Source organism: Opacimonas viscosa, assembly GCF_024199005.1.
GTDB lineage: Bacteria > Pseudomonadota > Gammaproteobacteria > Enterobacterales > Alteromonadaceae > Opacimonas > Opacimonas viscosa.
Window position 1 is genome coordinate 61,646 of sequence record NZ_JANATA010000009.1, and the last position, 25,888, is coordinate 87,533.

General features: G+C 42.9%; 22 protein-coding genes. 9 read left to right on the forward strand and 13 right to left on the reverse strand.

The features are described from left to right. Positions 1-1,185, forward strand: a complete 1,185-nt coding sequence (gene alr, locus NLF92_RS06645; protein WP_254100066.1) for an alanine racemase — start codon at positions 1-3, stop codon at positions 1,183-1,185. 181 nt (positions 1,186-1,366) lie between these two features. On the opposite strand, the gene NLF92_RS06650 is transcribed toward alr, so the two are convergent. From NLF92_RS06650 to ffh, 8 genes are all read right to left on the reverse strand, one after another. Next, a complete protein-coding gene (locus NLF92_RS06650; RefSeq protein ID WP_254100068.1) occupies positions 1,367-3,688 on the reverse strand; it encodes a methyl-accepting chemotaxis protein in 2,322 nt (773 codons plus the stop codon). 47 nt (positions 3,689-3,735) lie between these two features. Continuing rightward, positions 3,736-4,875 carry a bifunctional chorismate mutase/prephenate dehydrogenase gene (gene tyrA / locus NLF92_RS06655; protein WP_254100070.1) on the reverse strand — a complete coding sequence of 380 codons (1,140 nt, stop codon included), beginning with the start codon at positions 4,873-4,875 and terminating at the stop codon, positions 3,736-3,738. A 30-nt stretch (positions 4,876-4,905) separates the two neighbouring features. Next, the gene (locus NLF92_RS06660) at positions 4,906-5,994 is read right to left on the reverse strand and encodes a 3-deoxy-7-phosphoheptulonate synthase (protein WP_254100072.1); all 1,089 of its coding nucleotides are present in this window, start codon (positions 5,992-5,994) and stop codon (positions 4,906-4,908) included. Between the two features lie 415 nt (positions 5,995-6,409). Beyond that, entirely contained in the window at positions 6,410-6,769 is a 360-nt protein-coding gene (gene rplS, locus NLF92_RS06665) for a 50S ribosomal protein L19 (RefSeq protein WP_254100153.1), read from the reverse strand. A gap of 19 nt (positions 6,770-6,788) precedes the next feature. After that, complete coding sequence (trmD, locus tag NLF92_RS06670; protein ID WP_254100074.1) at positions 6,789-7,571, reverse strand: tRNA (guanosine(37)-N1)-methyltransferase TrmD; 783 nt, start codon at positions 7,569-7,571, stop codon at positions 6,789-6,791. Further along, positions 7,571-8,092 (reverse strand): ribosome maturation factor RimM, encoded by a 522-nt coding sequence (gene rimM, locus NLF92_RS06675; RefSeq protein ID WP_254100076.1) that lies wholly within the window; start codon positions 8,090-8,092, stop codon positions 7,571-7,573. The genes trmD and rimM overlap by 1 nt, the downstream gene beginning before the upstream one ends. Before the next feature lie 37 nt (positions 8,093-8,129). Continuing rightward, the gene (rpsP, locus tag NLF92_RS06680; protein ID WP_254100078.1) at positions 8,130-8,381 is read right to left on the reverse strand and encodes a 30S ribosomal protein S16; all 252 of its coding nucleotides are present in this window, start codon (positions 8,379-8,381) and stop codon (positions 8,130-8,132) included. 204 nt (positions 8,382-8,585) lie between these two features. After that, positions 8,586-10,043: a signal recognition particle protein gene (gene ffh / locus NLF92_RS06685; protein WP_254100080.1), complete on the reverse strand. Its 1,458-nt coding sequence runs from the start codon at positions 10,041-10,043 to the stop codon at positions 8,586-8,588. 219 nt (positions 10,044-10,262) lie between these two features. Here ffh and NLF92_RS06690 point away from each other — a divergent pair, with 219 nt between their 5' ends. Both NLF92_RS06690 and NLF92_RS06695 read left to right on the forward strand, forming a co-directional pair. Beyond that, complete coding sequence (locus NLF92_RS06690; RefSeq protein WP_254100082.1) at positions 10,263-11,063, forward strand: cytochrome C assembly family protein; 801 nt, start codon at positions 10,263-10,265, stop codon at positions 11,061-11,063. Positions 11,064-11,192: 129 nt separating this feature from the next. After that, a complete protein-coding gene (locus NLF92_RS06695) occupies positions 11,193-12,482 on the forward strand; it encodes an HlyC/CorC family transporter (protein ID WP_254100084.1) in 1,290 nt (429 codons plus the stop codon). Between the two features lie 81 nt (positions 12,483-12,563). Here NLF92_RS06695 and NLF92_RS06700 read toward each other — a convergent pair whose 3' ends face one another. Both NLF92_RS06700 and sixA read right to left on the reverse strand, forming a co-directional pair. Then, positions 12,564-12,815, reverse strand: coding sequence for a hypothetical protein (locus NLF92_RS06700; protein ID WP_254100086.1), 252 nt, complete (start codon positions 12,813-12,815; stop codon positions 12,564-12,566). Positions 12,816-13,023: 208 nt separating this feature from the next. Beyond that, positions 13,024-13,497 carry a phosphohistidine phosphatase SixA gene (sixA, locus tag NLF92_RS06705; RefSeq protein WP_254100088.1) on the reverse strand — a complete coding sequence of 158 codons (474 nt, stop codon included), beginning with the start codon at positions 13,495-13,497 and terminating at the stop codon, positions 13,024-13,026. Positions 13,498-13,607: 110 nt separating this feature from the next. Here sixA and NLF92_RS06710 point away from each other — a divergent pair, with 110 nt between their 5' ends. Beyond that, the gene (locus NLF92_RS06710; RefSeq protein ID WP_349293222.1) at positions 13,608-16,100 is read left to right on the forward strand and encodes an insulinase family protein; all 2,493 of its coding nucleotides are present in this window, start codon (positions 13,608-13,610) and stop codon (positions 16,098-16,100) included. A 45-nt stretch (positions 16,101-16,145) separates the two neighbouring features. On the opposite strand, the gene NLF92_RS06715 is transcribed toward NLF92_RS06710, so the two are convergent. The 3 genes from NLF92_RS06715 to fadI all read right to left on the reverse strand — a co-directional run bounded on the left by NLF92_RS06715 (position 16,146) and on the right by fadI (position 19,943). Next, the gene (locus tag NLF92_RS06715) at positions 16,146-16,343 is read right to left on the reverse strand and encodes a hypothetical protein (protein ID WP_254100092.1); all 198 of its coding nucleotides are present in this window, start codon (positions 16,341-16,343) and stop codon (positions 16,146-16,148) included. A gap of 166 nt (positions 16,344-16,509) precedes the next feature. Continuing rightward, positions 16,510-18,633, reverse strand: a complete 2,124-nt coding sequence (gene fadJ / locus NLF92_RS06720; protein ID WP_254100094.1) for a fatty acid oxidation complex subunit alpha FadJ — start codon at positions 18,631-18,633, stop codon at positions 16,510-16,512. Next, entirely contained in the window at positions 18,633-19,943 is a 1,311-nt protein-coding gene (fadI, locus tag NLF92_RS06725) for an acetyl-CoA C-acyltransferase FadI (protein WP_254100097.1), read from the reverse strand. The genes fadJ and fadI overlap by 1 nt, the downstream gene beginning before the upstream one ends. Positions 19,944-20,246: 303 nt before the next feature. On the opposite strand from fadI, the gene NLF92_RS06730 reads away from it, so the two are divergent. The 5 genes from NLF92_RS06730 to NLF92_RS06750 are packed head-to-tail and all read left to right on the forward strand — an operon-like array spanning position 20,247 to position 25,888. After that, a complete protein-coding gene (locus tag NLF92_RS06730; protein WP_254100099.1) occupies positions 20,247-21,248 on the forward strand; it encodes an AAA family ATPase in 1,002 nt (333 codons plus the stop codon). Positions 21,249-21,257: 9 nt separating this feature from the next. Next, positions 21,258-22,205, forward strand: a complete 948-nt coding sequence (locus tag NLF92_RS06735; protein WP_254100101.1) for a DUF58 domain-containing protein — start codon at positions 21,258-21,260, stop codon at positions 22,203-22,205. Further along, positions 22,205-22,777 carry a DUF4381 domain-containing protein gene (locus NLF92_RS06740; protein ID WP_254100103.1) on the forward strand — a complete coding sequence of 191 codons (573 nt, stop codon included), beginning with the start codon at positions 22,205-22,207 and terminating at the stop codon, positions 22,775-22,777. Before NLF92_RS06735 ends, NLF92_RS06740 begins: the two co-directional genes overlap by 1 nt. A 4-nt stretch (positions 22,778-22,781) precedes the next feature. Then, the gene (locus NLF92_RS06745; protein ID WP_254100105.1) at positions 22,782-23,831 is read left to right on the forward strand and encodes a vWA domain-containing protein; all 1,050 of its coding nucleotides are present in this window, start codon (positions 22,782-22,784) and stop codon (positions 23,829-23,831) included. Beyond that, entirely contained in the window at positions 23,828-25,888 is a 2,061-nt protein-coding gene (locus NLF92_RS06750) for a vWA domain-containing protein (protein ID WP_254100107.1), read from the forward strand. The genes NLF92_RS06745 and NLF92_RS06750 overlap by 4 nt, the downstream gene beginning before the upstream one ends.

Here is a 25,888-nt window from a genome sequence, read left to right on the forward strand (position 1 = left end):
ATGGCATTCAACACAGCAAAATTAGATAACTTAAAGCAAATCAGAAGTGCCTGGGTTGAAATTGATCACAGCCAACTTCGTGAAAACTTCTCCATTATCCAAAAATATGCCCCACCGCATTGCCAACGTCTGTGCGTTGTAAAAGATAATGCCTACGGGCATGGCTCGGTACTTATGGCCAAAGAAGCAATCAGAGCTGGCTATAGCTATTTATCTGTAGAAACAATTGGTGAAGCCGTCACACTTCGCGAAAATGGTATAGAAGCGCCTATCCTCTTATTTGGTGAACCGAGTATCGAAGAAATGCGCGCAGCCTTGGTGTTAGAGATGACGGTGTGTATTAATAGTATTGAGCAAGCCAATACATATCTGTCATGTATCCGAGAATACCAAGCGCAACACCCAGACGTCCCTTTTAGCCCAAAGCCTGTTCACATTGAGGTGGATAGTGGCATGAGTCGTTGGGGAGTGCGTTGGACAGAGGCAATGTCAGTCGTTGACTATTTGCACGCTCACGCTGAGCACATCGCACTAGAAGGTATCATGAGTCATTTTGCGATGTCCGACGAAGCTGATAAATCTTATGCTTTACTGCAATTAAATCGCTTTACATCTGTTCTCGATCAAGTCCAAGCCTCTGGCATCACAATCCCTTTAATTCATATGAGTAATACAGGCGGTGTATTAGATTTACCGTCAGCTCATTTTACTATGGTCCGTACCGGTATTTTACCGACTGGAGTTTACCCATCGCTAGTGTGTAACCAATATCCTGGTTTACGCCCTGTCCTAAGCGTAAAATGCAAGATTACCACTTTGCGTCAGCTAGAAGTGGGAGACAAAGTTGGTTATGGCATGCATTTTACAGCTGAGAAACCGATGCAGATAGCCGTGTTACCGATTGGTTATGGGGACGGATATCCCCGTGTGCGAAATAATGGGTATGTTTTGATCCGTGGCACCAAATGCCCCACAGTAGGTGGTAATGCCATGGACGCGATGATGGTAGACGTGAGTCACTTGCCAGCAGTAGCACTAAATGATGAAGTGGTATTAATGGGGGGACAAGGTAAAGAGTGGATAGATCCAAGAGATCTTGTCCCTTGGAAAAAAACGGTCTGTTATGAAATATTAACAGGGTGGAGAGCGAGGTTACCAAGAAAACTCGTCAACATTCCCGATTAAGTAAAATTAAGCCAAATTAAGATACTCTAACAGCCCAATTATAAATGTTCTGAGTTCACTCAGTGTGACAGTTATACTGCGCATTGTATAATGGTATACCGCGCTTGGTATAATCGTATAACTGCCACACCTTGTTTATCATGACTAGTGCCAAAGGACGCCATTCAGCTATTTACTGCAATTATACTTTAAAACGCCCTACTAACTCTGAAGCACGGTTAGCAATTCTCGCTAAATCCGCAGCGGCTTCACTAGTTTGGCGTGCACCGACTTCAACATCATGCGCCATTTCATTGATTTGACCAACATTAGAACTCACCGAAGAAGAGGTGACATCTTGTTGTTCAGTCGCAGCTGCAACAGTTGTCGTCATATTTTGTACAGAATCTAATGTTGAAGATAACTCATCCATGGCGACAGTCACCAAGTCAACCAAGTGGATACCACCGTCAGCTGCTGCTGCCGCTTGTTCCATGGCTTTTACTGACTTCTCAGATGAGTCATTCATCTTCTCAACTATTTTGGAAATCTCTACTGTGTTTTCTTGTGAGCGATTTGCCAGCGCTCGAACTTCGTCAGCAACCACTGAGAACCCTCGACCTGCATCACCTGCTCGCGCTGCTTCGATTGCTGCATTTAAAGCTAACAAGTTGGTTTGGTCAGCAATGCTAGTAATCACATTTAAAACCGAGGTAATTTGGTTAACTTCACCTTGTAAAGAGGTGATGATACGTGAAGAATCACGAATCAATTGCACGAGTAATTTAATATTGTCGGCAGCCATATCCGCTCGTTCCATATTTTCTTTTAAGCTGGTATGTGCGCCAGAACTAAATTGCTGCGTGTCTTGAGTTGACTGAGCCACCTCAGTGATTGAGGCTGATAACTGCTCCAGTGCAGTCGCCACCTGGTGGGTCATATCTCTTTGTTGTACCGTCGTGGTCTCTGATTGTTCAGTTATCGCCGATAACTCTTCAGAAGCCGATGCTAAAGATTCTGCATCTTGCTTAACATTAGCGACAATATCTCGAATCTGTCCAATAAACGTATTAAAAGGTTGTACGATGCGATCTATTTCAGGGATACCAGAAGGTTTCAAGCGAATAGTCAAATCACCATCACCTGAAGACAATTCTTCACACATATCCCCCACTTCGTTCAGTGGTGCAACTAATTTATTCGCTAAGAAAATACCAATCGCTACTGCAATACCGACGATTATGACAAATTCTATGATAGTACTAGTGATCAACTCATCACTAATTTTAGCAACCGCAGCTAACGCTTCAGAAGTATCAATTTCAGCGATTAGGCCATAGGTATATTCACCAATTTCGATAGGGGCATACATTGAGAATACTTCTACACCTCGATAATCCTCAATGACTTTAAATCCTGTGTTTCCCGCTAATGCTTCTTTTGCTGAGATAGAATTAACAGGTTGAATACCTACTGAAGTTCCACGAACTTCTACGGCTTTGGCAACCGTTGGCATAGTGGTGCTGATGATATCTAAATACCCTCGTTTATCTTCCACAAAAAATCGAGATTCAGTTAGTAATGTTCCATCTGGATTCACCATATACGTTTCACCAGAATCACCAAAACCACTATTTTTCCAATCATCATTGTGGGTAAGAACGGCATTAAGACGGTCCAATGGGATCTGGTATATTAACACTGCAACCGGTGTATTCCCATCAAAAATAGGCGTTGACAAGAACCCTGCGAGTGCATTGTATGAGGGTAAGTATGATGATAATTCGCTAAAGCTTACTTTACCCTTTTCCGCTGTATTTTTAGCCTTGGCAAACGCATGTCCAATCCCCGTATCAGCATATGGACCTGAAGCGATTGAAGTGGCAAAATCAAGCTCTTTGTAAACAGAGTAAACAATGTTACCAGTGTCAATATCAGCAATAAAAATATCATAATAGCCGAACTCTTGTAGAAATTGATGAAGAGAACCATGATAGCGAGAGTGCACATCAGCATAGCTTGTGCCATTGTTTAGATCGTATAAACCATCTTTGCCACCAATAGGAAATGTAGAACCAGCAATAAAATCATATTGTAAGGTTCTTGCTGTATCATCTAAATTATTCACTAAACTACTAACGTTGCTCAGCGGAGTTGGGTTGGAGTCAGCATATTTATTGGCAAAATCTGAAGTGTAATACTGGGTTAAGGCATCATCTTGACTCGCTGATAATAAACCGCGTTCAGATGTATACCCATTGAAAGCATCGACAAACTTTTTAGCGGCCTCAACCACCATGATATCGTTAGCCTTTGTGCGTAATTGTGATTCAACGGTGCTGAAATAATTATCCACTAAAGCTTCAGTTTGGGTATTTTGTGAATTTAGTTTTTCTTGTGCCGATTGATTTAAAGCTGCATCAGCATTATCTATTGCTATTTTGAGTGACATGCCACCCATTACAATGATCGAAACGACAACAAGAGGTATGATGGCGAGTAGCAGGCGTAGTTTAAGTGTCATAGTGGTTCTCATATCCATTATTTTATTTGAAAACGACACTATCAAAACTATTTTTTACGCAACATCCTGTCATCGTCAGCTTTGAGTAAAAGTTGTTTGCTGTCAATTAAGCAAGTATTTGCATAATCACCAAACCATTCACTTATCTCTGAAAATTGGGCAACAAACTGTTCTTTATCATGGTCCTCAAACAGTTTAATTGCATCGGCAAAGCGTCGGTTAAAACGTTTCAATAATGCCAGATTATCTGAATTATCCATAATGATATCGGCGTATAAATTTGGATCTTGAGCGAATAATCGCCCTACCATCGCAAATTCTAAGCGGTAAATTGGAGAGCTATGTGCGAGTAAAGTTTCTAGGTCAGGATCTTCTTTGACGAGATGCCCACCATACACAAAACTGGTGAAATGACGCATGACTTGAATAAAAGACATTGACTGATCATGCGTATCGGCATCTGAATAATGGAGTTGTGCGCCCCAAGTCTTCATTTGTTCAATAAACCACTGGTATTGCTCCGACTTACGCCCATCACAGACTATGACTACCTGCTTTACCATACCCGGAGCATCAGGACCAAACATAGGATGCAACCCTACCACAGGACCAGTATGGGTTTTGAGCATCGTGTGCAATGGACCTGACTTAGTACTCGTCACATCCGCTAGGATACAATCCTGAGGTAAGAATGAAAGTTGTGCTATCACAGCTGGTGTTTGCTTAATCGGGACTGCTACGATACACAATTTGGCACCATCAACTAATTCAGCAGCATTCGGCCACTCTTCTTTGTCAATCACAACCACATTATAATGACTGCGTTCAAACAAACTCACAAAAAGTTTACCTAATGCGCCTTTACCACCTAAAATGACAACTTTGGTACCGACTGCTGTAGCACAGCGGTATTGTACATTTTGGGTCAGGTATGACTCCCGCATAATGCGACGCAGTAAGTCTTCTATCAGGTTTTCAGGCACGCCAAGTGCTTTGGCTTGAGTACGGCGTGACTGAATCAATTCGGCTTCGCGTTCTGGTACATAGGTTGGCATGCCTGTATGAGATTTTATTTCACCGACTTGAGTGGTTACAGCGGCTCTTTTTGCGAGCAGCTCAACTAATTGACTATCAATATCATCAATCTGCTGACGCAGACCACCCAGTTTAGCTTCCCAATCAGACATGCTATTCAACCTATATCTTATTTGCTTGTACTATGCTTGTGCACGCTTATTTAGACGCATTGGTAATACAGTGATCAGTTTTTCGCGAGCTTGTTGAATAAGCTTAGATGTTTCATCCCAATTAATACAGCCATCCGTGATAGAAACACCATATTCTAACTCACTTGGCTTTTTACCATTGCTAGATTGGTTACCTGCATTTAAGTGACTTTCTAACATAATACCGATAATTGACTGATTGCCTTCAAGAATTTGATTGAAAACATTTTGTGCCACTAGTGGTTGGCGACGGTAATCTTTTGCTGAGTTTGCGTGACTGCAATCGACCACTAGACTTGCTTGTAAATTATGCTTTTCTAATTCAACTTCACAATCAGCCACACAAACCGAGTCATAATTTGGGGTTTTGCCACCGCGTAAAATGATATGTCCGTCTGGGTTACCTGCGGTCGTAATTACACTGACTTGACCTTGTTTATTAATACCCATAAAAGAATGCCCAGAAGCAGCAGACTGTAGTGCATTAATCGCGATACCCAAAGAACCATCGGTACCATTTTTAAAGCCAACTGGCATAGATAAACCACTCGCCATTTCACGGTGAGTTTGTGACTCAGACGTACGCGCACCAATCGCAGACCATGCAAATAATTCTGCTAAATATTGTGGAGAAATAGGATCTAATGCTTCGGTAGCAACAGGTAGCTCTAGCTCAGCTAACCAAATCAATAGTTCACGAGCTTTGGTCAAACCTGTCTCGATATCAAAACTATCATCAATATGTGGGTCGTTGATTAAGCCCTTCCAACCTGTCGTTGTTCTTGGTTTTTCAAAATACACGCGCATAACAATGTACAAAGTGTCTTTACACGACTCATGTAACTCTTTCAATTTTAGAGCGTATTCTTTGGCAGCTTCAACATCGTGGATAGAGCATGGGCCACACACGACTAATAAACGGTGATCTTTACCATGGATAATGTCTGATATCACGGACCGGGCACTGCGGATTTTTTCTAATGCTTCCGCACTAACCGGTAATTGTTCTGCTAACTGGTCAGGTGTGATAAGTACGTGTTCTGCTGACACATGTAAATTGTCAGTAAGTTGATTAGGCATGTCTATTTCTCTTAAAATTTAATAATGTGCTTAAAACCTAACGAAAGGCTCATCGATTCTGTTCGCGGGCATGTCTTATAATTATTGTGTTGCAGGTATAGTATTACTAGAAAAGTAGAAAACAGGAATGTGTAAAGATTTAATTACATAATTCAGGCTACATACCGCATGACTGTTGACTTTTTAACAATTTTTAAAAGCAACTGCAAGCTTTAATCTACAAAGTTGAAATTTTTAGGATGAAAATAAGGAATAATGCTGGTTTAGAGAGATTCTGAGAAAATTTATCCAAGTTCTTTTGCACAAAATTAGCACAAATTATTTTACACTAAAATGTAGCACACAAAATGGAGACCGAAAAAAACCCGCAATCTGCGGGCTTTTCAAATAAGTTAACAACAACGCTAGATTAAAATTAATTAAGCTTTTCTTTGATACGTGCAGATTTACCTGAACGCTCACGTAGATAATAAAGTTTCGCACGACGAACCGCACCACGACGTTTCACGTCAATAGATGCAATTTGAGGGCTGTGTGTTTGGAAAACACGTTCAACACCTTCGCCAGAAGAAATTTTACGTACGGTAAAAGCTGAGTGTAGGCCACGGTTACGCTTGGCGATTACAACACCTTCGTAAGCCTGAAGACGCTCTTTTTCGCCTTCTTTAACACGGACTTTAACCACTACTGTGTCACCAGGACCAAATGCTGGGACATCAGTTTTGAGCTGTTCTTGCTCAATTTTCTTGATGATGTCTTGATTTACTTTTTTCATCATAAACCTCGTTATCTAGTTAACTGTCATCTAGCTGCGCAGAGTCTAATGATGCTTTGAAAGCATCTAATAACACTCTTTGCTCCTCAGTCAGAGCTAGCTTGTTTAATAAATCAGGGCGTCGTTGCCAGGTTCTACCTAACGACTGTTGTAAACGCCACTGCCTAATTTTGTTGTGATTGCCACTTAATAACACTGCTGGAACGCTGGCTCCGTTTAACACTTCTGGTCGGGTGTAATGCGGACAATCTAATAAACCATTAGCAAAAGAATCTTCTACTGCTGATAATTCATGTCCAAGCACACTCGGTACCAAACGTGTCACTGCATCCATCATAAGCATTGCGGGAATTTCTCCCCCACTTAACACATAATCGCCCACTGACCATTCTTCATCTATTAATGAGTCGATGACTCTTTCGTCGATGCCTTCGTAGCGACCTGCTACCAAGATCAGATGACCTTTCTGTGTCAAGTCAGCAACACCTTCATGGTTGAGCTGACGTCCCTGCGGCGATAAGTACACCACAGTATGTTTTTCATCTGCTGCCGCTTTGGCTGCACATATAGCATCTGTTAAAGGCTGTACCATCATCAACATCCCTGGACCTCCGCCATAAGGGCGATCATCAACAGTACGATGTTTGTCATGGGTAAATTCTCGAGGGTTATAAAAATCGACTTCAATCAAGCCATTTTTAACCGCTCTGCCCACCACTCCTTGACTCAAGCATCCAGAAAACATATCTGGAAACAAAGTAACAATACTAAAGCGCTGTACCTTGTTTTCACTTTTTGTCATTAGAAGGCTGGATCCCAATCCACTGTGATAACACGTGTCACTTTATCTATATTCAATACGACTTGATCAAATAAGATAGGTAACAACCTCTCTTTTTGGCCAAAAGCGTCATTGGTATTAGCTTTGATTAACATGACATCATTCGCACCAGTGGCGAAAATATCTTTAACCTTGCCTAGGTCATAACCTTTATCAGTGACGACCTGCATACCCATGAGTTCACGCCAGTAAAATTCATCATCAGATAATTCTGGTAATGCTTCAGCGGCGATGCTGATATCAAGATTTTTGATGCTTTCTGCAGCATCTCGATCATCAATACCTACAATTTTTGCCACTAGGCTTTTACTGTGTGTACGCCATTGGTCCACTTGGTACTCTTTGTCAGCCCCTAGAAACCAAGGACTATAGTCGAATATACCACTCGACTCTTCAGTATAGCTGTTGATTTTGACCCAACCTTTCACTCCATATGGAGCACCAATTTTGCCAACAATCACTGTCTCAGATGCTTGACTCATCTATACCTCTTTTATTCAGTTGCGAAATCGGAAAGGATTAAGCCGCTGCTTTTTTAGCTTCTTTTACCAAGCTAGCAACACGGTCTGATAATCCAGCACCATTGCCAACCCAATGCTCAACACGCGCTAGGTCTAAACGTAAACGTTCTGCTTGACCTTGAGCCGTTGGATTGAAGAAACCAATGTTCTCGATAAACTTACCGTTGCGTGCACGACGACTGTCTGCAACAACTACTTGATAAAAAGGACGCTTTTTCGCGCCACCACGCTGTAAACGAATAGTAACCATAATATGCCTCAAACTCGTTGTAGCGTTACCGTTAACTTAAATATCCTGTCAAACAAACACGAGTGCAAATTTGCAGGACGCCGAATTATACGCAGAAGGCCCAGCAATAGCAATGTTTATATATCGCACATAACAAAAAAGACAGTACCTAACAAAAAAGAGCAGAAAACTGCTCTTTTTTGTTAGGTACATCACGTAAGGGGCTTATTTACGTTTTTTAAACATGCCACCTAGTCCTCCAGGGGCACCACCACCCAAACCTGGTGGTAAACCACCTGCGCCAGGCAGACCATCCATGCCGCCCATACCTCCCATACCTGGAGGCATCATACCTTTCATTTTACCCATCATTTTTTGCATGCCGCCACCGGACATTTTTTTCATCATTTTTTGCATTTGGGTAAACTGCTTAAGTAAGCGATTCACATCTTGGATCTGAGTCCCCGAACCGGCTGCAATACGCTTCTTACGGGAACCTTTAATTTGTTCAGGCTTACTGCGCTCCAGCGGTGTCATGGAATTAATAATCGCTTCAAACTGGTTGAATTGTTTGTCGTTTGCCTTTTCTTTAATTTGTGCAGACATGTTACCCATACCTGGCATTTTATCCATCAAAGACATCATGCCACCCATATCGCGCATTTGCTCTAGCTGTTCTTTAAAGTCTTGCAAATCAAAACCCTTGCCTTTTTGCACTTTAGCTGCGAGTTTAGCGGCTTTCTTTTTGTCGACCTTACGCTCAACTTCTTCAATCAGCGATAAAACATCCCCCATCCCCAAAATACGAGAAGCTAAACGGTCAGGATGGAATGGTTCTAGAGCATCCAGTTTTTCCCCCATACCAATAAACTTGATGGGTTTACCCGTGATGTGGCGGACTGATAATGCTGCACCACCACGCGCATCACCATCAGCTTTGGTCAAGATAACCCCAGTCAAAGGTAATGCTTCATCAAACGCTTTTGCAGTATTGGCAGCATCTTGCCCCGTCATCGCATCCACAACAAAGAGTGTTTCGACAGGTTTGACCGCAGCATGTAATGCTTTGATCTCTCCCATCATTTCACCATCAACGTGCAAACGACCCGCCGTATCCACCAAGACCACATCGATAAACTGCTTTTTCGCTTCGGCAATTGCACCGTTTACAATATCAATCGGTTTTTGCATGATGTTAGATGGATGAAAAGCCACCCCAACGTCTTCGGCTAAGGTTTTTAACTGTTCAATTGCTGCTGGACGATACACATCAGCAGATACTACCATGACTTTCTTTTTGTCACGCTCACTCAATAATTTTGCGAGTTTACCTACAGATGTAGTTTTACCAGCACCTTGTAAACCTGCCATCATTACTACCGCAGGAGGTTGCATAGCTAAGTTTAATGATTCGTTAGCCGTACCCATAACAGCTTCTAGCTCGGACTGGACCACTTTTATAAACATTTGGCCAGGTTGCAAGCTTTTCGATACTTCAGTACCCAGAGCGCGTTCTTTAACCTGAGCGACAAAGTCACGGACCACCGGCAACGCTACATCAGCTTCGAGCAAGGCCATGCGAACTTCGCGCAGAGTCTCTTTGATGTTGTCTTCAGTAAGACGGCCTTTGCCACTAATATTCTTTAAGGTACTTGATAAGCGATCCGATAAACTTTCAAACATTTTGCGAGGTCCCATAACTACATTTACCTAAAGTATACCGTTTTATGCTAGGGTGCGTTAAGTGCTTATTGCGTTTATTAATAAAATAAATAAAAATACAAGGCATCTTAGTTCTGTGTTCCAAGTTCTGCGCTCTATTTTTTTTCGCAGCGACGAACCAAACTAAGTCATATTAAATATAAACCGACTTATCCAGGCAAGCATACCTATAGGACAGACATGACGGACGTATTTCTGATAATTGCATCCATTACTTATTTTGCTAGTGCTGGCTATATTGCAAAACACTTTTTTTCTGGAAAAGCATTCGTTGCGTTACCCAAATTGATTTTTATAGGGTTAACTTGTATCGCGCTCATCACGCATGGTTATACTCTTTACTTAGAATTTTCAGCGGTCAATGCTAATTTAACGATGGTCAACATTATGGCTGCGCTATCGTTGTCGATGGTGGTAGTACTCTTACTCAGCACTTTGTTTATCAAACAATGGTCTTTATTGCCTGTGACCTACTCGTTTGCAGGTTTATGTGCTTTGTTAATGTTAATTAGTCCTTCATCTTACGTTGTCCAAGTATATGAACAAGCCCCGATGTTTTTACACATAGCTTTGTCACTATCCGGTTATGCCTGTGTGCTAATTGCCTTATTGTATGCCTTGCAAATGCGTTATATCCATCAGCAACTAAAGGACAAGAATTTAGCGCTAACCAAACTCGATTTACCTCCCTTACTCCAAGTCGAACATTGGGTGTTACGACTTATCTACATTGGTAGCATATTTTTATTATTTGCCTTGGTGAGTGGGTTTGCAACGCTCGATAGTATGCTGAGCAAAGCATATATTCATAAAACGGTATTGAGTGCATTAGCTTTACTCATCTTTGTTTTAATGCTCTTTTGGCAACGCTATAAAGGGTTAAAACCCAACACTATTTTAGGCACGACAGCATTAGGCGTCTTTATTCTTACTTTGGGGTATTTTGGCAGTCGCCTAGTCCAAGATGTCTTACTCGCATAATGATTGTTTTATAACGCCATGGAGTAACTTTACTCAAAGGTATGCATAAAAACATAATTGGACAGTTGTTTCACTTTATCACATCAGTTAAAGTGCGGTTTTATATCTTACTTATCAAAGGAACCTTTTTTGGACAGCATTGCTACTAGTACCCTATTTATTATATTGGGAGTACTCGTTTTTTGTTCTGCCTACTTCTCTAGTTCAGAAACAGGCATGATGTCGCTTAACCGCTATCGTCTTAAACACCTTAACAACGAAGGTCATCGCACTGCTCGACGCGTCCAAAAACTGCTTGATAGACCAGACCGTTTAATCGGACTCATTCTCATCGGTAACAACCTCGTCAATATTGCTGCATCGGCAGTCGCAACAGTGATTGGTCTACGCTTGTTTGGCGATGTCGGGATTGCTATTGCCACCTTTGCGCTCACCTTAATCATATTGGTATTTGCCGAAGTCACACCCAAAACCTTAGCCGCGTTATACCCTGAAAAAATTGCCTTCCCGAGTTCATATATATTAAAGCCACTACTCGTTATCTTGTTTCCTTTTGTTTGGGCCGTCAATGGCGTCACAAATGGCTTACTGGCGTTGATTAAAATTAATCCAACGGATTCCCAAGGAGATGAGTTAAGTCCCGAAGAGCTCCGGACGGTTGTATTTGAAGCGGGGAACCTGATCCCTCAAAAACACCAAGATATGCTCTTAAGTATATTAGAACTCGAGAACGTGAGTGCTGAAGACATCATGGTGCCACGTAATGAAATCGTCGCTATTGATATCAATGATGAATGGAAAAATATTCAAAAACAACTGACGTATGCCCAACACACTCGAGTGCTACTTTACCGAGATACGATTGATGATGCGGTCGGGTTCGTCCATGTCAGAGATGCACTGCGCCTATTATCCAAAGATCAGTTCAGCAAAGCTTCGCTACTTAGAGCGGTGCGAGAAATCTATTACACGCCCGACTCTACGCCCTTACATACTTTGATGTATAAGTTCCAAGCGGAACGAGAGCGCATTGGGCTAGTCGTCGATGAATATGGAGATATTCAAGGGCTGGTGACCTTGGAAGATATATTAGAAGAGATCATTGGTGATTTCACTACCAACATGATGCCTGACTATCATAAACAAACGAATCAACAACAAGACGGCAGTGTTTTGGTTGATGGTAGTACCAATATCCGAGACTTAAACAAAGAGATGAATTGGCACTTTCCTATCGAAGGTCCCAAAACCATGAATGGTTTGATCCTGGAAGAGTTGGGAGAGATCCCGGAGAATAATATCTCGTTACGGATTGCAGGCTATCCAGTAGAAATTTTAGAATGCAGTGACAATATGATCGAATCAGTGCGAGTCATGCCCCAATTCTATGTATCCCCCTTCCCGGATGATGAAGATTAACCACAGTGGTTAATACTTCGCTAGCCATAAGTATGAGTGAAGGACTGGCGGTAAAGTAGCATAGTCCGTTAACGCATCATCCTAATTCGTTTTGGTTGGACTGTTCCGACTTTTTTGGGTCACTGCATTAAGCTCTTGAGTAAACTTCTGAGATTGCTCACGCGCTTTTCTGTTTTCCATAATCTGTTTTTTCACATTAGCAATCTTGCGATCAAGTTTATTCAAATCTTTGATTAACGATTTGAATTCGGCATCTGAAGGTATGTCGCTTTTGGAAGCATGATAATGCAAAACTTCTTTTAATTGGGTAGGTAAAGATTTCTTTTTGGCCATTCCTTGGCAGCTTCCCTGTTTGCACATATATAAATGGTTTATCGGTTTTTTCACAAAATTCTTTATGCTTAATTATACCTATACACGTGAATTTTATTTCCTAAACCAAATGTGCGAAACCAGCATACTTAAGCTAAACATTAACCCCTTATACTGAACGTTGACAATGCGTTCAACGTTGACAATGCGATCAAACTTGAAAATGCGCTCAACCTTGAAAATGCGTCTCTAGCACACCGGAACTGCTTTTAATGTCATATTCAATAACCGCTATCGAGCCGGTAGCAAAAAGTGGGCTACGGCATGTGCCACATAATGCATCAACAAAATAACTGACAAAGGGCATATGTGAAACAAATAAGATATTTTGAGTATCTGGGGCTACACTAAGACGAGTATCCAAGTAATCATGTGCAAGAGAAACAATACCACTGGGAATGATATCTTGGGTATATTCAACCTCGGTGGTTGTCAGTGTCGTAGCAAGTTCAGCAAACGTCTGCTTGGTCCGCAAATAAGGGGAAACGAACGCCAAATCAATGGTTGAGTTATCTAAATAATGAGTTTGTAACCATTGCGCAGAATCTTTGGCTTGTTGTTGACCAAACGACGTCAAAGCTCTTTGCATATCATTGGCTGCCAATAACTGGGCTTCACCGTGACGCATAACAAAAATTTTCATGGACAAACTCGTTTGATTAAGACAGGCTAATTGTATCAAATAGTTCGGCAAATCCTATTCATACTTTATATCTATATAGACTATAGTAGACAGAAATAAAGGCGGAATGTATCAAAAAATCCACACCTGAAATAGTTACGCTGTGTCTTAGACTCCCCGTGGGTTACTTCAACGACCCTTGGGATTGTCCTGGTTTAGCTCACTTATTTGAGCATACTCTAATGCGAGGTAGTGCAGAGCAACTAGGTTTACACGATGTAGCACAAGAGTTTAATACCGAGTTACATGCCTTTACCGGGATGTATGACATGACATTTACTGCGGCTATCCCGCAGCCCGAAAAGGATGCTTTAGAAAAGGCGATACTTGCACGGATCCAGGAGTACCAACCTACCTTGCCGATAATTGAGCAAGAGATGAAAGTGATTTGTCAAGAATTTAGCAACGGACACCTTGACCCAGTCAAACGTATTCAAGAGGTCGTTAAAACTACCTGCAACCCACGTCACCCTTATGCCAAATTTGCTAGTGGTAATGTATACACCTTTGCGATGCACAACACTGAAGAGCTGCAAAAAAGATTACGTGAACTGCATCAGTACATCCTCCACGCATTTTTCGGACAAGCCCAACCGACTCAAACAGAATTTAGCTCGGTGACTGAATACACTAGCCTGTTTAACCCTGATCACTTACAAAAAATGATTTTTGTGCAGACGGATAATTCGCAACACAAAGTTATCATGTCCGTACAAATCACAAAATCAACATTAGTTAACCTAGAGAGTCTCTCGGTTTTTATGTGGTTAATGAATCAGTTACCCAAGGATGCGATACCGAATAGGCTCAAGCAGTCAGGCCTCATCCAGAACTTCTCTGTGGCAATCGGTCTGGAGTTAGCTGAAGAAATCACTATCGATGTGAGTTTTTTTCTCGCCTCATCGACACCCGCACAGCTGCATCATGTGTGTCATGAGTTACTCGCATACTTAGCCTACCAAACACACATTTCATGGGCGGCTTCATCGTGCGCGTATATTTGCTCTGCTGCAGAAATATATGCACAAATTCACCAGACAGCCGTGCCATTTCTCAGCGTAAACACAGATGATTTGAAGACTATTTTTGCTCGTTTCACGCCACAAAATATACGTATTTTATCCTTGAGCTCCGACACAAATATTATTCCACCTGGATTGCCTGCACTAAGAACGCCCTATTATGGTACAGCGTTTTACATCACCTCATTTCCGGATTTGTCCGTCACGCAAGTAATGACACAGCCTACTGAAGGAACGTCTTTAATCACTCCTTTTGATTTACCGGACAGCACACAATCCATACGCTTATTAGATGCTCCTATTTCGCACTACACTGGGCCAAACGGTAGTTGTGTACTGATCCCAGATAACTCGGCGCAGTACGCGTTTGAATGCTATCTATCTTTTTCTATCACTGCACATTCTGCTTTTTCTTCTGTCGCTAGACGTATTTGGGGTAAGCACATAAATCAGGCTATGCAACTACATTTTGCTCATTACCTTGCCCTAGGTTGTACCATTCAGATCAATGTCCACCGGACAGGCTTTACTTTTTATCTTAAAACGCACCAATGCCTAGCCTATACTCTCTATACAGCATGCATCACCTATATTGAAAATTTTGCAACACATTCAACATGGACATTTGATTTAGCGCAAGCCATACAATCTGAGCGGAACCATTTGCAACAAAGTAAAAAAGCGTCTGCCATGCAACAGGCTTTCATGCAACTAAGGGATATTTTACTCGAGGAAGCAGTGGAGATTGAACGGCAAAAAGACGCACTAGATGGAATGACGATTGCTTCAATCAAACAAGATATGGTTCAGTTCTTGGCAATGGCAAATGCAGAATATATGCTATTTGGGCGAATACCGACCGCTTTAGCTGAACACGTAAAACAATCCTTAAATACACCTCATACTGACTCAAATAGTACGGGTAATTTAGCTGATAGTATGCCAGTAAACACAGAATCAAACTATGTATTACCTCAGCATGAAACTGTTTCGGCGATAGGTTCAGGCTCATTATCCAGCTGTGTGGTGTATTGGCACGCATACCAAAACTCCCCAAATGATGTCGCGCAGCTATTGCTTCTTGAGCAACTGGTTAACCCACCCATCTTTGACTTGTTACGCAATGAAATGGCTTTGGGTTATGACGTCGGCAGCAAATTTATTACCCATAACCAACATCCAGGTTTTTGCGTCTATTACGAATACACTGACCCTCTAAAAAAAGCCAATATGGGGACCACTGAGTTTGCCTACGCAGAGTTTAATCGCCAGTTAAGCCAGCGTTTATTGTCCCTTATACCTAAGAATGAAGCGCTGTGGGAACGAGCGAAAGTAGCCTTAATACAGCAATTATCTTTACCTTATGGAACCCCGGGTGCGTTGGCGAAACAATATTGGATCATGTTAGGAAAGTTTGGCGCGTTGGATTACTATAAAAAGATGCGTGAGGTTATCGAACAATTAGACTATGCAGATTTTTATGCCTATGTTGCCACTGTAATACATGCTGATAATCAATTGACCATTGACGTTAAAGCATAAAATGACACTCAGCAATGAACTCAGATAATGTTTTAAATAAGGAGATTAGGCTCTAAAAAATAGATTGTTATACCCTGCGGCTTTGCGCACAGAAATATGTTGTTTAATCACAAACAATGGCAGAAACATGGGGCCGCCACATAAACCTAAAAATGCCCAACGTTTTGCAGGCATCGCATAACGGATTGCTTGAATGTAAAAATAAGCACAAAAAAACACACTCATTAATATCATTACCATCATGTTACGGCTTTCCTTTTATCAGCGGTGGTTAAAACCTGAGTTGTAAATAGCAACTTTTAATACGCTTTGTATTATAGTTTTTTGATGCATTTTTGCATGCTTTATCGACCAAAAAACACAAAAAAACCGGAATAAATCCGGTCTTTCACAGTGCGTTAACAAGCTATTAATAAAAGGTTTTATTTTCCTCAGACATATTAACTAAAATTTCTGCTGGCAAATATTTATCGCCATGGTTTTTGGCCAATTCTTGGAGCTCTTCTACCAGTGTTGCAATACCGATTTTGTCCATGTAGCGGAATGGGCCACCTAAGAATGGCGGGAAACCAATTCCGAAAATGGTTCCGATATCGCCATCACGTGCACTGCGGATAACGCCCTCATCGAGACAGCGTGCCGCTTCATTCAGCATCAAATATACACAGCGTTGGATCATATGGGTATCAGTCAACGTTGGATTAGGTGTCAGCCCCAGTAAAGTATAAATACTTTCATCAACGGTTTTGCCTTTGGCTTGCGCTGAATAATCATAAAATCCTTTGCTGTTCTTTTTACCCTTGCGGTCATCATCGATAACTACTTGGAATGCATCAGGTGCTGTAAAACGTTCACCAAACTCAGCGACTAAAAATGGAATAATTTTGGTGCCTACATCAATACCCACTTCATCCATTAATTTCAACGGTCCAACTGGGAAGCCAAACTTCACCATGACTTTGTCAATTTTATCGATGGGCTCACCCGCCAACACTAAATTAGCCGCCTCACTCATGTAAGGTGCCAAGATCCGATTGACATAAAAGCCCGCCCCGTCTTTAACAACAATAGGAGTTTTACCCTGTTTCTTGGCTAACGCTACCGTCGTAGAAATGGTTTGATCAGATGTGCCAGCATGAGCAATGACTTCCGCCAATGGCATTTTATCCACCGGTGAGAAATAATGTAAGCCAATTACGTTTTCTGGACGTGCCGCTTTTGCTGCAATCTGACTGATAGGAATAGACGAGGTGTTCGAGGCAAAAATTGTTTCTAGAGAACAGTGATTTTCAATATCTGCAACCATCTGTTGTTTCAACTCTAGGTTTTCAAAGACCGCTTCGATGACGACATCGACATCTTTAAAACCGGAATAATCCGTGGTTCCCGTAATCAGAGATAACTGCTGCTGCATTTGCGAGTGGCGTAAAATACGCTTTTTGACACGGCGATTTAATAGACCAAAAGCGGTGTTTAAGGCATTGGCAATACCTTGGTCTGTAATATCTTTGATCCGCACAGGTAATTTAGCTTTGGTTGCTGTAACAAAGGCGATTCCCCCGCCCATCAAACCACCGCCTAATACAGCGGCTTTTTGGACTGGTTTGGCGGGCACATCAGCAACCCCTTGTTCCTTTTTCATTTCGGTAGTTGCAAAAAATAAACTGCGCAGCGCTTTTGACTCGTCAGTCATCATTAACTCGCCGAAGCGTTTCGCTTCCAACGCAAGCCCAGCAGTCATACCTTTGGCCAGACCGGTTTCGATACACTCAATAATCGCCAGTGGTGCTGGATAATTACCTTGGGTTTTACGGAGTGTTTGTTTGCGAGCTTGACTAAATAGCACTTTACGCCCAAGCGCCGTATTTTCTAATAACTTAGCTACCAAATTCAGCTTGGTTGGACGGATTTTAGGTTTACCCGCCAACGCCATATTTTGGGCTTCTTGTAACAAAATTGCACGAGGAACAACAGCATCAACAATACCCGCTTTGAGTGCTTGTTTTGGCCGCTGAGCAGCACCTGTCAGCATCATGGTAAGCGCTTTTTGTACACTTATTAAACGCGGTAAACGCTGTGTCCCACCACTTCCGGGTAACAAACCTAACTGCACTTCAGGTAGACCCACCTGAGTTTTAGCATCGTCAGAACAGACCCGCCCATGACATGCTAAGGCGAGTTCCAAACCACCACCAAGTGCAGGACCATGGATCGCAGCAATCACCGGTTTAGCTAAATTTTCAATCCGGTTAAAAATATCCTGACCACCTTTGCCTATCTCAGCACCCTGTTGTGCAGACGTACAAGCCTCGAGCATACTGACATCTGCTCCAGCGACAAAGGAATTATCCTTACCAGAATAAATCACGACGCCAGTGATGTCATTGTCGTGTTCAATCTCATCTAACAAAGCATTGATTTGTGGGCCAAACGTGTCTTTTAAGACATTCATCGTTTCGCCTGGTACATCAATCGCTACCAAGGCTATCCCGTTATCTTGTTTGGTTAGTGTAAAAGCTGAAGTGTGTTCCATTATTCTGTCTCCACAATCATAGCGGCACCTAGGCCACCGGCTGCACATGCAGTTAACAAACCTGTGCCACCACCACGTCGTTGTAATTCATTGAGCATTTGCGTAATCATTCGTGTGCCTGTTGCTGCAAAAGGATGTCCATAAGCGATAGAGCTACCTTGGACGTTGAACTTATCCATATCAATCTCACCAATAATGTCGCTGGAGTTGAGTTTTTCATTCGCAAATTTTTTGGAACCAAACATTTTAACGTTAGATAAAGTTTGTGCCGCAAACGCTTCGTGCATTTCAATCAAAGTTAAATCACTGAGCGCCATCCCCGCATTAGCTAGCGCTACGGGTGTCGCATATGAAGGTCCCATGAGCATGTCCTCCCACACATCAATAGCCGTAAACGCATAACTTTTGATATAACCTAGCGGTGTGTAGCCCAAGGCTTTCGCTTTGGCTTCATTCATCAGAATAACGGCAGACGCGCCATCGGTCAGAGGCGTTGCATTCGCAGCGGTAACCGTACCATATTTGCGATCAAATGCAGGACGCAGTTTCGCGTAACCAGCCAAATCAGAATCAAAACGAATATTGTTATCTTGGGCCACTGCGTTTTTACAAGGCTCAGGATAAGCTGTCATGACTTCTTGGGCCATATGACCTGCCAACCAATTTTGTGCAGCAAGTGTATGTGAACGGTGCGCTAACGCATCTTGCTCTGCACGGGTAATACCATGTGACTTAGCCATTTGTTCGGCAGTTTGTCCCATCGACAAACCTGTCGAGTATTCGGCGACTGCGGGCGGCACTGGAATCAGATCTTTTAAACCTAATTTTTTCAACACTTGCCACTTTTGCCCAAACGTTTTGGTTTTCTGCAAATCAACCAAAGCTCTACCTAAATTTTTGGAGACCGTGATAGGTGACACAGACGTCGAATCAGCACCACCGGCTACCCCCACATCAATATCACCAAGCATAATCGACTGCGCCACATTGACGGTAGACTGGAAGCTAGTAGCACACGCACGGGATACACTGTATGCATCTGTATGGACATGCATTCCCGTACCCAAAACGATCTCACGAGCAATATTTGGCGCAGCAGGCATTTGGACGACTTGGCCATAGACAAGCTGCTGGACTTCTTTGGCGGCTAAATCATTGCGAGCCAACATTTCGTTGACCACCATTTTGCCCAAATCAACGGCGGGAACACCATGAAAATCGGTTGCCATTTTAGCAAATGGTGTGCGTAAACCCGCTACGACAGCGATACGTTCGCCATTTCGAGTCGTTACATTTTGTGTTTGTGACATGCAAGTTCCTTGTATGTTGGTCGTTATTTTGTCTTCTACACGTATAAAATGAGAGACACTGTAACTCTGCAAAGTGCTGACTGACACATTATTTAGTGGTCAGACCTGTGAGTAATTTGTGCTAATTGTGGCAAAGCTAAATTGATTTAGCCAGTTTTATTTTTGTTTTTACAAAATTTTACATGTATTACCAACATTGAACGCTTGATTTTATTACACTGAACCATACTTAATTATCATGGTCTGTATGCTCAGACTGACTTAATTCCATTAATAGCAATGATAAAGGAAGATAAGACCACCATGACACTCTCGCACAATCCGCATAGTACAATTTCCCCTGGCACCAGCGATGCTGCAACGTTTACTCCCTTGCAAGCTTATCTTGACGAGCAGGTAATTGGGCAAAAGACGTTAACCCAAAATATGTTAATTGCGCTATTAGCCGATGGTCATTTGTTGGTTGAGGGACCTCCAGGCTTGGCCAAAACGCGAGCTATCAATGCCTTAGCTGATGGGATTAAAGGAGATTTTCACCGGGTTCAGTTCACGCCTGATTTATTGCCTTCTGATCTTACTGGTACGGATATTTACCGCCCAGAAACGGGGGAATTTATTTTCCAATCAGGACCTTTATTTCATAACTTGGTACTGGCGGATGAAATCAATCGGGCCCCCGCAAAAGTCCAATCCGCTTTACTAGAGGCCATGGCCGAAAGACAAATCACCGTTGGGAATAAAACCTATCACCTGCCTGAATTATTCCTAGTAATGGCGACGCAAAATCCTTTGGAGCAAGAGGGTACATATCCACTGCCAGAGGCTCAGCTTGATCGTTTTTTAATGCATGTTGAAATTGATTATCCCGATGCAGCGACTGAGCTTAAAATCTTACAACTCACCCGAAATGAAGGTTTAGCTAACTTTACAGAAAAACCGGTTCCACTCAGCCAAGAGGTGATTTTTAGTGCGCGAAAAGCATGTCTTGAGCTGACGTTAGTGCCAGAATTACAAGAATATATTGTACAACTCATTATGGCCACGCGACGTCCTGAGCGCTTCCATCAACAACTCGCTAACTTTATTGCCATGGGCGTTTCCCCACGCGCGACTATCGCATTAGAAAAATGTGCCCGTGCGCATGCCTACCTAATGGGGCGTGATTTTGTAGGGCCGGATAATATTCAAGCTGTATTTCACAATGTCCTGCGTCATCGTTTACCTTTGACCTATGAAGCAGAGGCCAATGGCGTCGAAATAAACGGTGTATTAGATACCATCTTAGCTAATGTGGCAGTGCCTTAAGGGCCGCATATGACTATTTTACAAGCGCTTTCACAATTTAGTGACACTGAAGCTGTGCAGTTATCCGTAGATAAACTCATCGCTTATAAGCACTTGCATAAACTCGTCAATCTACGCCCCAAATCTCCTGCACAAGCGAAGTTATCGGGGGGATATATTTCCAAAATCAAGGGGCGTGGGATGGAGTTTGATGAAGCTCGACATTACCAGCCAGGCGATGATATTCGTGCGATTGATTGGCGAGTGACGGCGCGAACGGGTAAAACCCATACCAAGGTATACCGTGAAGAACGTGAAAGACCTGTGTTTATCATGACGGATGTGGGTGCCACCATGCAATTTGGGTCAACGATTCAACTTAAATCGGTCTTAGCTGGACATGTTGCAGCCTTGTTAGCATGGTCGGCAAAACAACGTGGCGATCGCGTGGGGGGATTAGTGTTTAACTCCCAGACGCATCAAGAGATTAAACCTGCTAACCGAGACCAGTCTGTGTTGCACCTATTACAACAAATGACGGCTTTACAAACGACGCAACCTTTACAAGTTCCTCCACACAAAACGCCTTTAGTAGACGCTTTACAACGTGCACGTCGTCTCGCGAAACCAGGGAGTTTGGTCTGTATTGTGAGTGATTTTGAACAGCTTAATGAGCGTGGTATGCAACATTTACAATATCTCAAACAGCACTGTGAGGTGCGTTGTTATCAAATCACCGACCCATTTACAGAAACATTGCACCACCACAAACCGGTTTCTTTATTCGTGACAGATGGTGTAAATGAAGAAGAACGTTTATTTGGTCATAGTGACGTTGCGAGTGCTGAGAATACTCGTAGTCAAAATACGCAAACACTTGTGGGGCAGTTAAACACTTTAAAAAATACTGGCATTTATGTCACCCAGTTAAGTACCGCCCTGCCCTTGGTCGAACAAATTAGCGAGGTCAGACGCTAATGGATAATGTGTTCATTCCACCCCATAACACGATTGCTCCTGACACAATTGCATGGTTTCCCCCGTCCATCTGGCTAGTACTGATGTTGTTATGCTTCTTAGCGTTGCTGTTGTATATGGGAATAGCGTTGCGCCGGTATCGAAAATACACACGAGCACGCCGTGAGGCCTACCATACCCTTGTGGGCTTGTTGCGTTCATCGGCTCCAACTGCGCATGCTAATCGCCTTTTAAAACAAGTGGCTCGGACGTATTATAACCAACACGTCAGTTCTTTACACGGGACCCAATGGGTTACATTTTGGAGCATTAAACTCCCTACTAAAAAGCGTGCAAAACACACTGCGGTTTTAACAGAGTTACAAAACTCTCTGTATCAATCTGTTCCCCAAACACTCAGTATTGAACAATTTGAGACATTAAAAGCATGTATGAATCTGGGGCTCCCAAAATTTTCTTGGATAACCTTACGAGCAAACACTGGTGACATACAGCAAAGCCAGCAACATATAGACCCAGAGCAGACATTTCAGGCACAAAAACTAACGACCCAGGGGGCCCGTGATGAATGAGTCCATGAGCCAACATATCGCCCCTTGGTTACCTGATTTCTTACAAAATCTGTCCTTTGCCTGGTGGTATGCTGTAGCTTTGCTACCATTACCATTCATCCTATTCTTATTCAGATCTCGCACTACAGAACCTACTAGAGCAAAAGCGGTCTTTATGCCAACTTTTGCGAATATTTCAACGCAAGTCCATCGACAGGTACCACAAACAAAGTGGCTAAAATGGCTTTTCTTTACTGTGATATGGTGCTGTTTGGTCATCGCGACCATGCGTCCTGTCTATTATGGTGAACCAATCGCTATTCCGAATGAAGGTCGAGATTTAATGATTGCGGTCGATTTATCAGGATCAATGCAAACCAAAGACATGCGCATCAACAATCAAGAAGTTGACCGTTTAGTCATGGTAAAATCGGTCTTATCAGAATTTATTCAGCAACGAGTTGGCGATCGTCTAGGTTTAATTTTATTTGCCGACACGGCATATCTCCAAGCTCCGCTAACCTTTGACCGCAACACCGTAGCCACATTATTAGATGAAACGGTGATTGGATTAGTGGGTGAGTCTACCGCTATTGGTGATGCTATCGGTCTGGCGGTAAAACGCTACAATGCCAAACCGGATACCAAAAAAGTATTAATTCTTTTGACAGATGGGCAGAACACCGCAGGCAATATCACTCCTGAACAAGCATTGGAACTAGCCATGAGTGAAGAAGTCACGATTTATCCGATTGGTGTCGGAGCGGATAGCATGATGGTGAATAGCCTATTTGGGCAAAGACAAATAAACCCTTCTGCTGAGCTAGATGAAAAGTTGCTCAGTGAACTGGCCAAAGCCACCGGCGGTCAATATTTTCGTGCCCGTGATACCGAAGAGTTAGCCAACATTTATGCGTTGTTAAATCGCATTGAGCCAATTGCTGATGAAACGCAAACCATTCGCCCCCAAACTAGCTTATTTTATTATTTTGGCGGAGCCAGCTTCGGTTTGTGGTGCGTTTATGTCATTTTATTATTGTTGCAAAACAGATTAAATTTAAGGTTAGCTGTATGAATCTAGTCGAGTATTTTGCTGCTTTTCATTTTTTACGTCCGCTGTGGTTGTTAGCGTTGATCCCGATGTTTTTACTACTTTGGGGATTGCGTCGACTCAGCACTCAACAAATCAATATCACCGATGTGTTATCTCCGGTCATGTATCAATTTTTAACCCAAGGCCATACGCAACACACCCACCACAAGCAAACATCGCTAAGACCGTTGTGGGTTGCGTTGGGTTTACTCGTCCTAGCGCTTGCCGGGCCAACGGTCAAACAAATCCCCCAACCTACTTATCAAGTGCAAGTGGGTACGGTACTTCTAATGGATATGTCTTTATCCATGCGAGCGACCGATTTAAAACCGAATCGATTAGCACGTGCACGATTCAAAGCCATTGATTTTATTAATGCCAACCCTGGTGGTGAAATTGGTCTGGTTGCTTATGCTGGAGACGCATTTGTCATTAGCCCCATTACCGCTGATGGGAAAAATTTAACGACCTTGATCCCCAGTTTACAACCAGAGATTATGCCTGAGTATGGCAGCGATCCCTTACTGGGTTTTGCAGTGGCTGCAGATTTACTAACACAAGCTGGATATCAGTCAGGAAATATCATTTGGTTCACGGATGGTGTAGATTATGGGCAAGTACCTGAACTGACTTCGGCGTTGCGCAAGCTGCCTTTCACAGTGTCGGTGATGGCAGTTGGCACAGCATCTGGTGCCCCCATAAAACAACTCAATGGACAGTTACTCAAAGACAATAGCGGAGCGATTGTCATCCCTAAGGTCGACTCGGCACCTCTGCGCACGTTGAGTTCTGTGGGTGGCGGGACATTTACCTACCTCGAACCCAACGAGGTAGATATTGAGCGACTCGTCGCTGCATTAAGCGATGCTGCAAGTTCGGTCAACGAAGACACCAATCTACAAAACGATAAGTGGTATGAACTAGGTCCGTACCTGCTGTTACCTATCGTATTGATGATTCTGTGGTACTGTCGTAGCGGATATTTGTTTAGCATAGCATGTATCGCTTTAGCGAGTCCTGTGCTGGCGACCATTATGCTGAGCGCCCTGTTACTCACAGGTAGTGTATTGAGTAGCGTCAGTCATGCACAAATGACGGTGCCACCACCCAATGTGGCCCAAACATTAGCGGTACAAAATCCCTTGAGTTTCTTACCTAAAGCGTTGCAGAATCAGCAACAACAAGCATTAAATGCATATAAAGAGCAAGATTTTGCCACGGCACAGCAGTTATTTTCTGATCCCCAATGGTTGGGTAATACCTTGTATCAAAAGGGAGATTACGCGGGCGCCTTGCGCGAATTCAAAAAAGACACAAGTCCTCAAGGTGCGTTTAACCAAGGCAATGCACTCGCTGCCATGCAACAGTATGAAGCGGCACTAAACGCCTACGAACAAGCCTTGGCAGGACAACCTGACATGGTCCAAGCGCAGGAGTCCAAAGAGGCCTTAGAGTTATTTTTGGAACAACAGCCGCCACCCGAGCAAAATCAGCAACAAAACCAAGATGAAAACGCCCAATCAGATGATTCGGGAGATAGCGCTGATGAGAGTTCGCAGTCAGACGATGCGGGAGATAGCGCTGATGAGAACTCACAGTCAGACGACTCGGGAGATAACTCTGACGCAAACAATGAAAACCAAAGTGCAGATAAGCAAGACAGTAACGAGTCCGCTGCTGACTCTGCCCAACAGGATGATGCACCCTCGCCAGCAGAGTCCACCGAAAACAACTCACAGACCAATGAATCTGCTGAGGAAAATGCACAGACTCCGGCAGAAGAAGAATCTAAAGACAGTACTGAGAACCATGCTGAAGCTCAACCTGATGGACCAGAACGACCTGACCAAGATGAGCAAATGCAGTCAGCTCAACCAGCTGAACTGACGCCTGAAGAGTTAGAACAACAACAAAAAATGCAAAGCCTGATAAACAAAATACCAGATGACCCAGGGTATTTATTGCAACGTAAAATGCAATTGGAATATCAAAAACGTCAGCGGCAACGTATGCCAAAAAACTCGAAGAAGGATTGGTAG

Excerpts from the sequence above, each read along its gene's own strand:
- alr (WP_254100066.1), top strand. The coding sequence starts at position 1 with ATGGCATTCAACACAGCAAAATTAGATAACTTAAAGCAAATCAGAAGT.
- NLF92_RS06650 (WP_254100068.1), bottom strand. The coding sequence starts at position 3,688 with ATGACACTTAAACTACGCCTGCTACTCGCCATCATACCTCTTGTTGTC.
- tyrA (WP_254100070.1), bottom strand. The coding sequence starts at position 4,875 with ATGTCTGATTGGGAAGCTAAACTGGGTGGTCTGCGTCAGCAGATTGAT.
- NLF92_RS06660 (WP_254100072.1), bottom strand. The coding sequence starts at position 5,994 with ATGCCTAATCAACTTACTGACAATTTACATGTGTCAGCAGAACACGTA.
- rplS (WP_254100153.1), bottom strand. The coding sequence starts at position 6,769 with ATGAAAAAAGTAAATCAAGACATCATCAAGAAAATTGAGCAAGAACAG.
- trmD (WP_254100074.1), bottom strand. The coding sequence starts at position 7,571 with ATGACAAAAAGTGAAAACAAGGTACAGCGCTTTAGTATTGTTACTTTG.
- rimM (WP_254100076.1), bottom strand. The coding sequence starts at position 8,092 with ATGAGTCAAGCATCTGAGACAGTGATTGTTGGCAAAATTGGTGCTCCA.
- rpsP (WP_254100078.1), bottom strand. The coding sequence starts at position 8,381 with ATGGTTACTATTCGTTTACAGCGTGGTGGCGCGAAAAAGCGTCCTTTT.
- ffh (WP_254100080.1), bottom strand. The coding sequence starts at position 10,043 with ATGTTTGAAAGTTTATCGGATCGCTTATCAAGTACCTTAAAGAATATT.
- NLF92_RS06690 (WP_254100082.1), top strand. The coding sequence starts at position 10,263 with ATGACGGACGTATTTCTGATAATTGCATCCATTACTTATTTTGCTAGT.
- NLF92_RS06700 (WP_254100086.1), bottom strand. The coding sequence starts at position 12,815 with ATGGCCAAAAAGAAATCTTTACCTACCCAATTAAAAGAAGTTTTGCAT.
- sixA (WP_254100088.1), bottom strand. The coding sequence starts at position 13,497 with ATGAAAATTTTTGTTATGCGTCACGGTGAAGCCCAGTTATTGGCAGCC.
- NLF92_RS06715 (WP_254100092.1), bottom strand. The coding sequence starts at position 16,343 with ATGATGGTAATGATATTAATGAGTGTGTTTTTTTGTGCTTATTTTTAC.
- fadJ (WP_254100094.1), bottom strand. The coding sequence starts at position 18,633 with ATGGAACACACTTCAGCTTTTACACTAACCAAACAAGATAACGGGATA.
- fadI (WP_254100097.1), bottom strand. The coding sequence starts at position 19,943 with ATGTCACAAACACAAAATGTAACGACTCGAAATGGCGAACGTATCGCT.
- NLF92_RS06730 (WP_254100099.1), top strand. The coding sequence starts at position 20,247 with ATGACACTCTCGCACAATCCGCATAGTACAATTTCCCCTGGCACCAGC.
- NLF92_RS06735 (WP_254100101.1), top strand. The coding sequence starts at position 21,258 with ATGACTATTTTACAAGCGCTTTCACAATTTAGTGACACTGAAGCTGTG.
- NLF92_RS06740 (WP_254100103.1), top strand. The coding sequence starts at position 22,205 with ATGGATAATGTGTTCATTCCACCCCATAACACGATTGCTCCTGACACA.
- NLF92_RS06745 (WP_254100105.1), top strand. The coding sequence starts at position 22,782 with ATGAGCCAACATATCGCCCCTTGGTTACCTGATTTCTTACAAAATCTG.
- NLF92_RS06750 (WP_254100107.1), top strand. The coding sequence starts at position 23,828 with ATGAATCTAGTCGAGTATTTTGCTGCTTTTCATTTTTTACGTCCGCTG.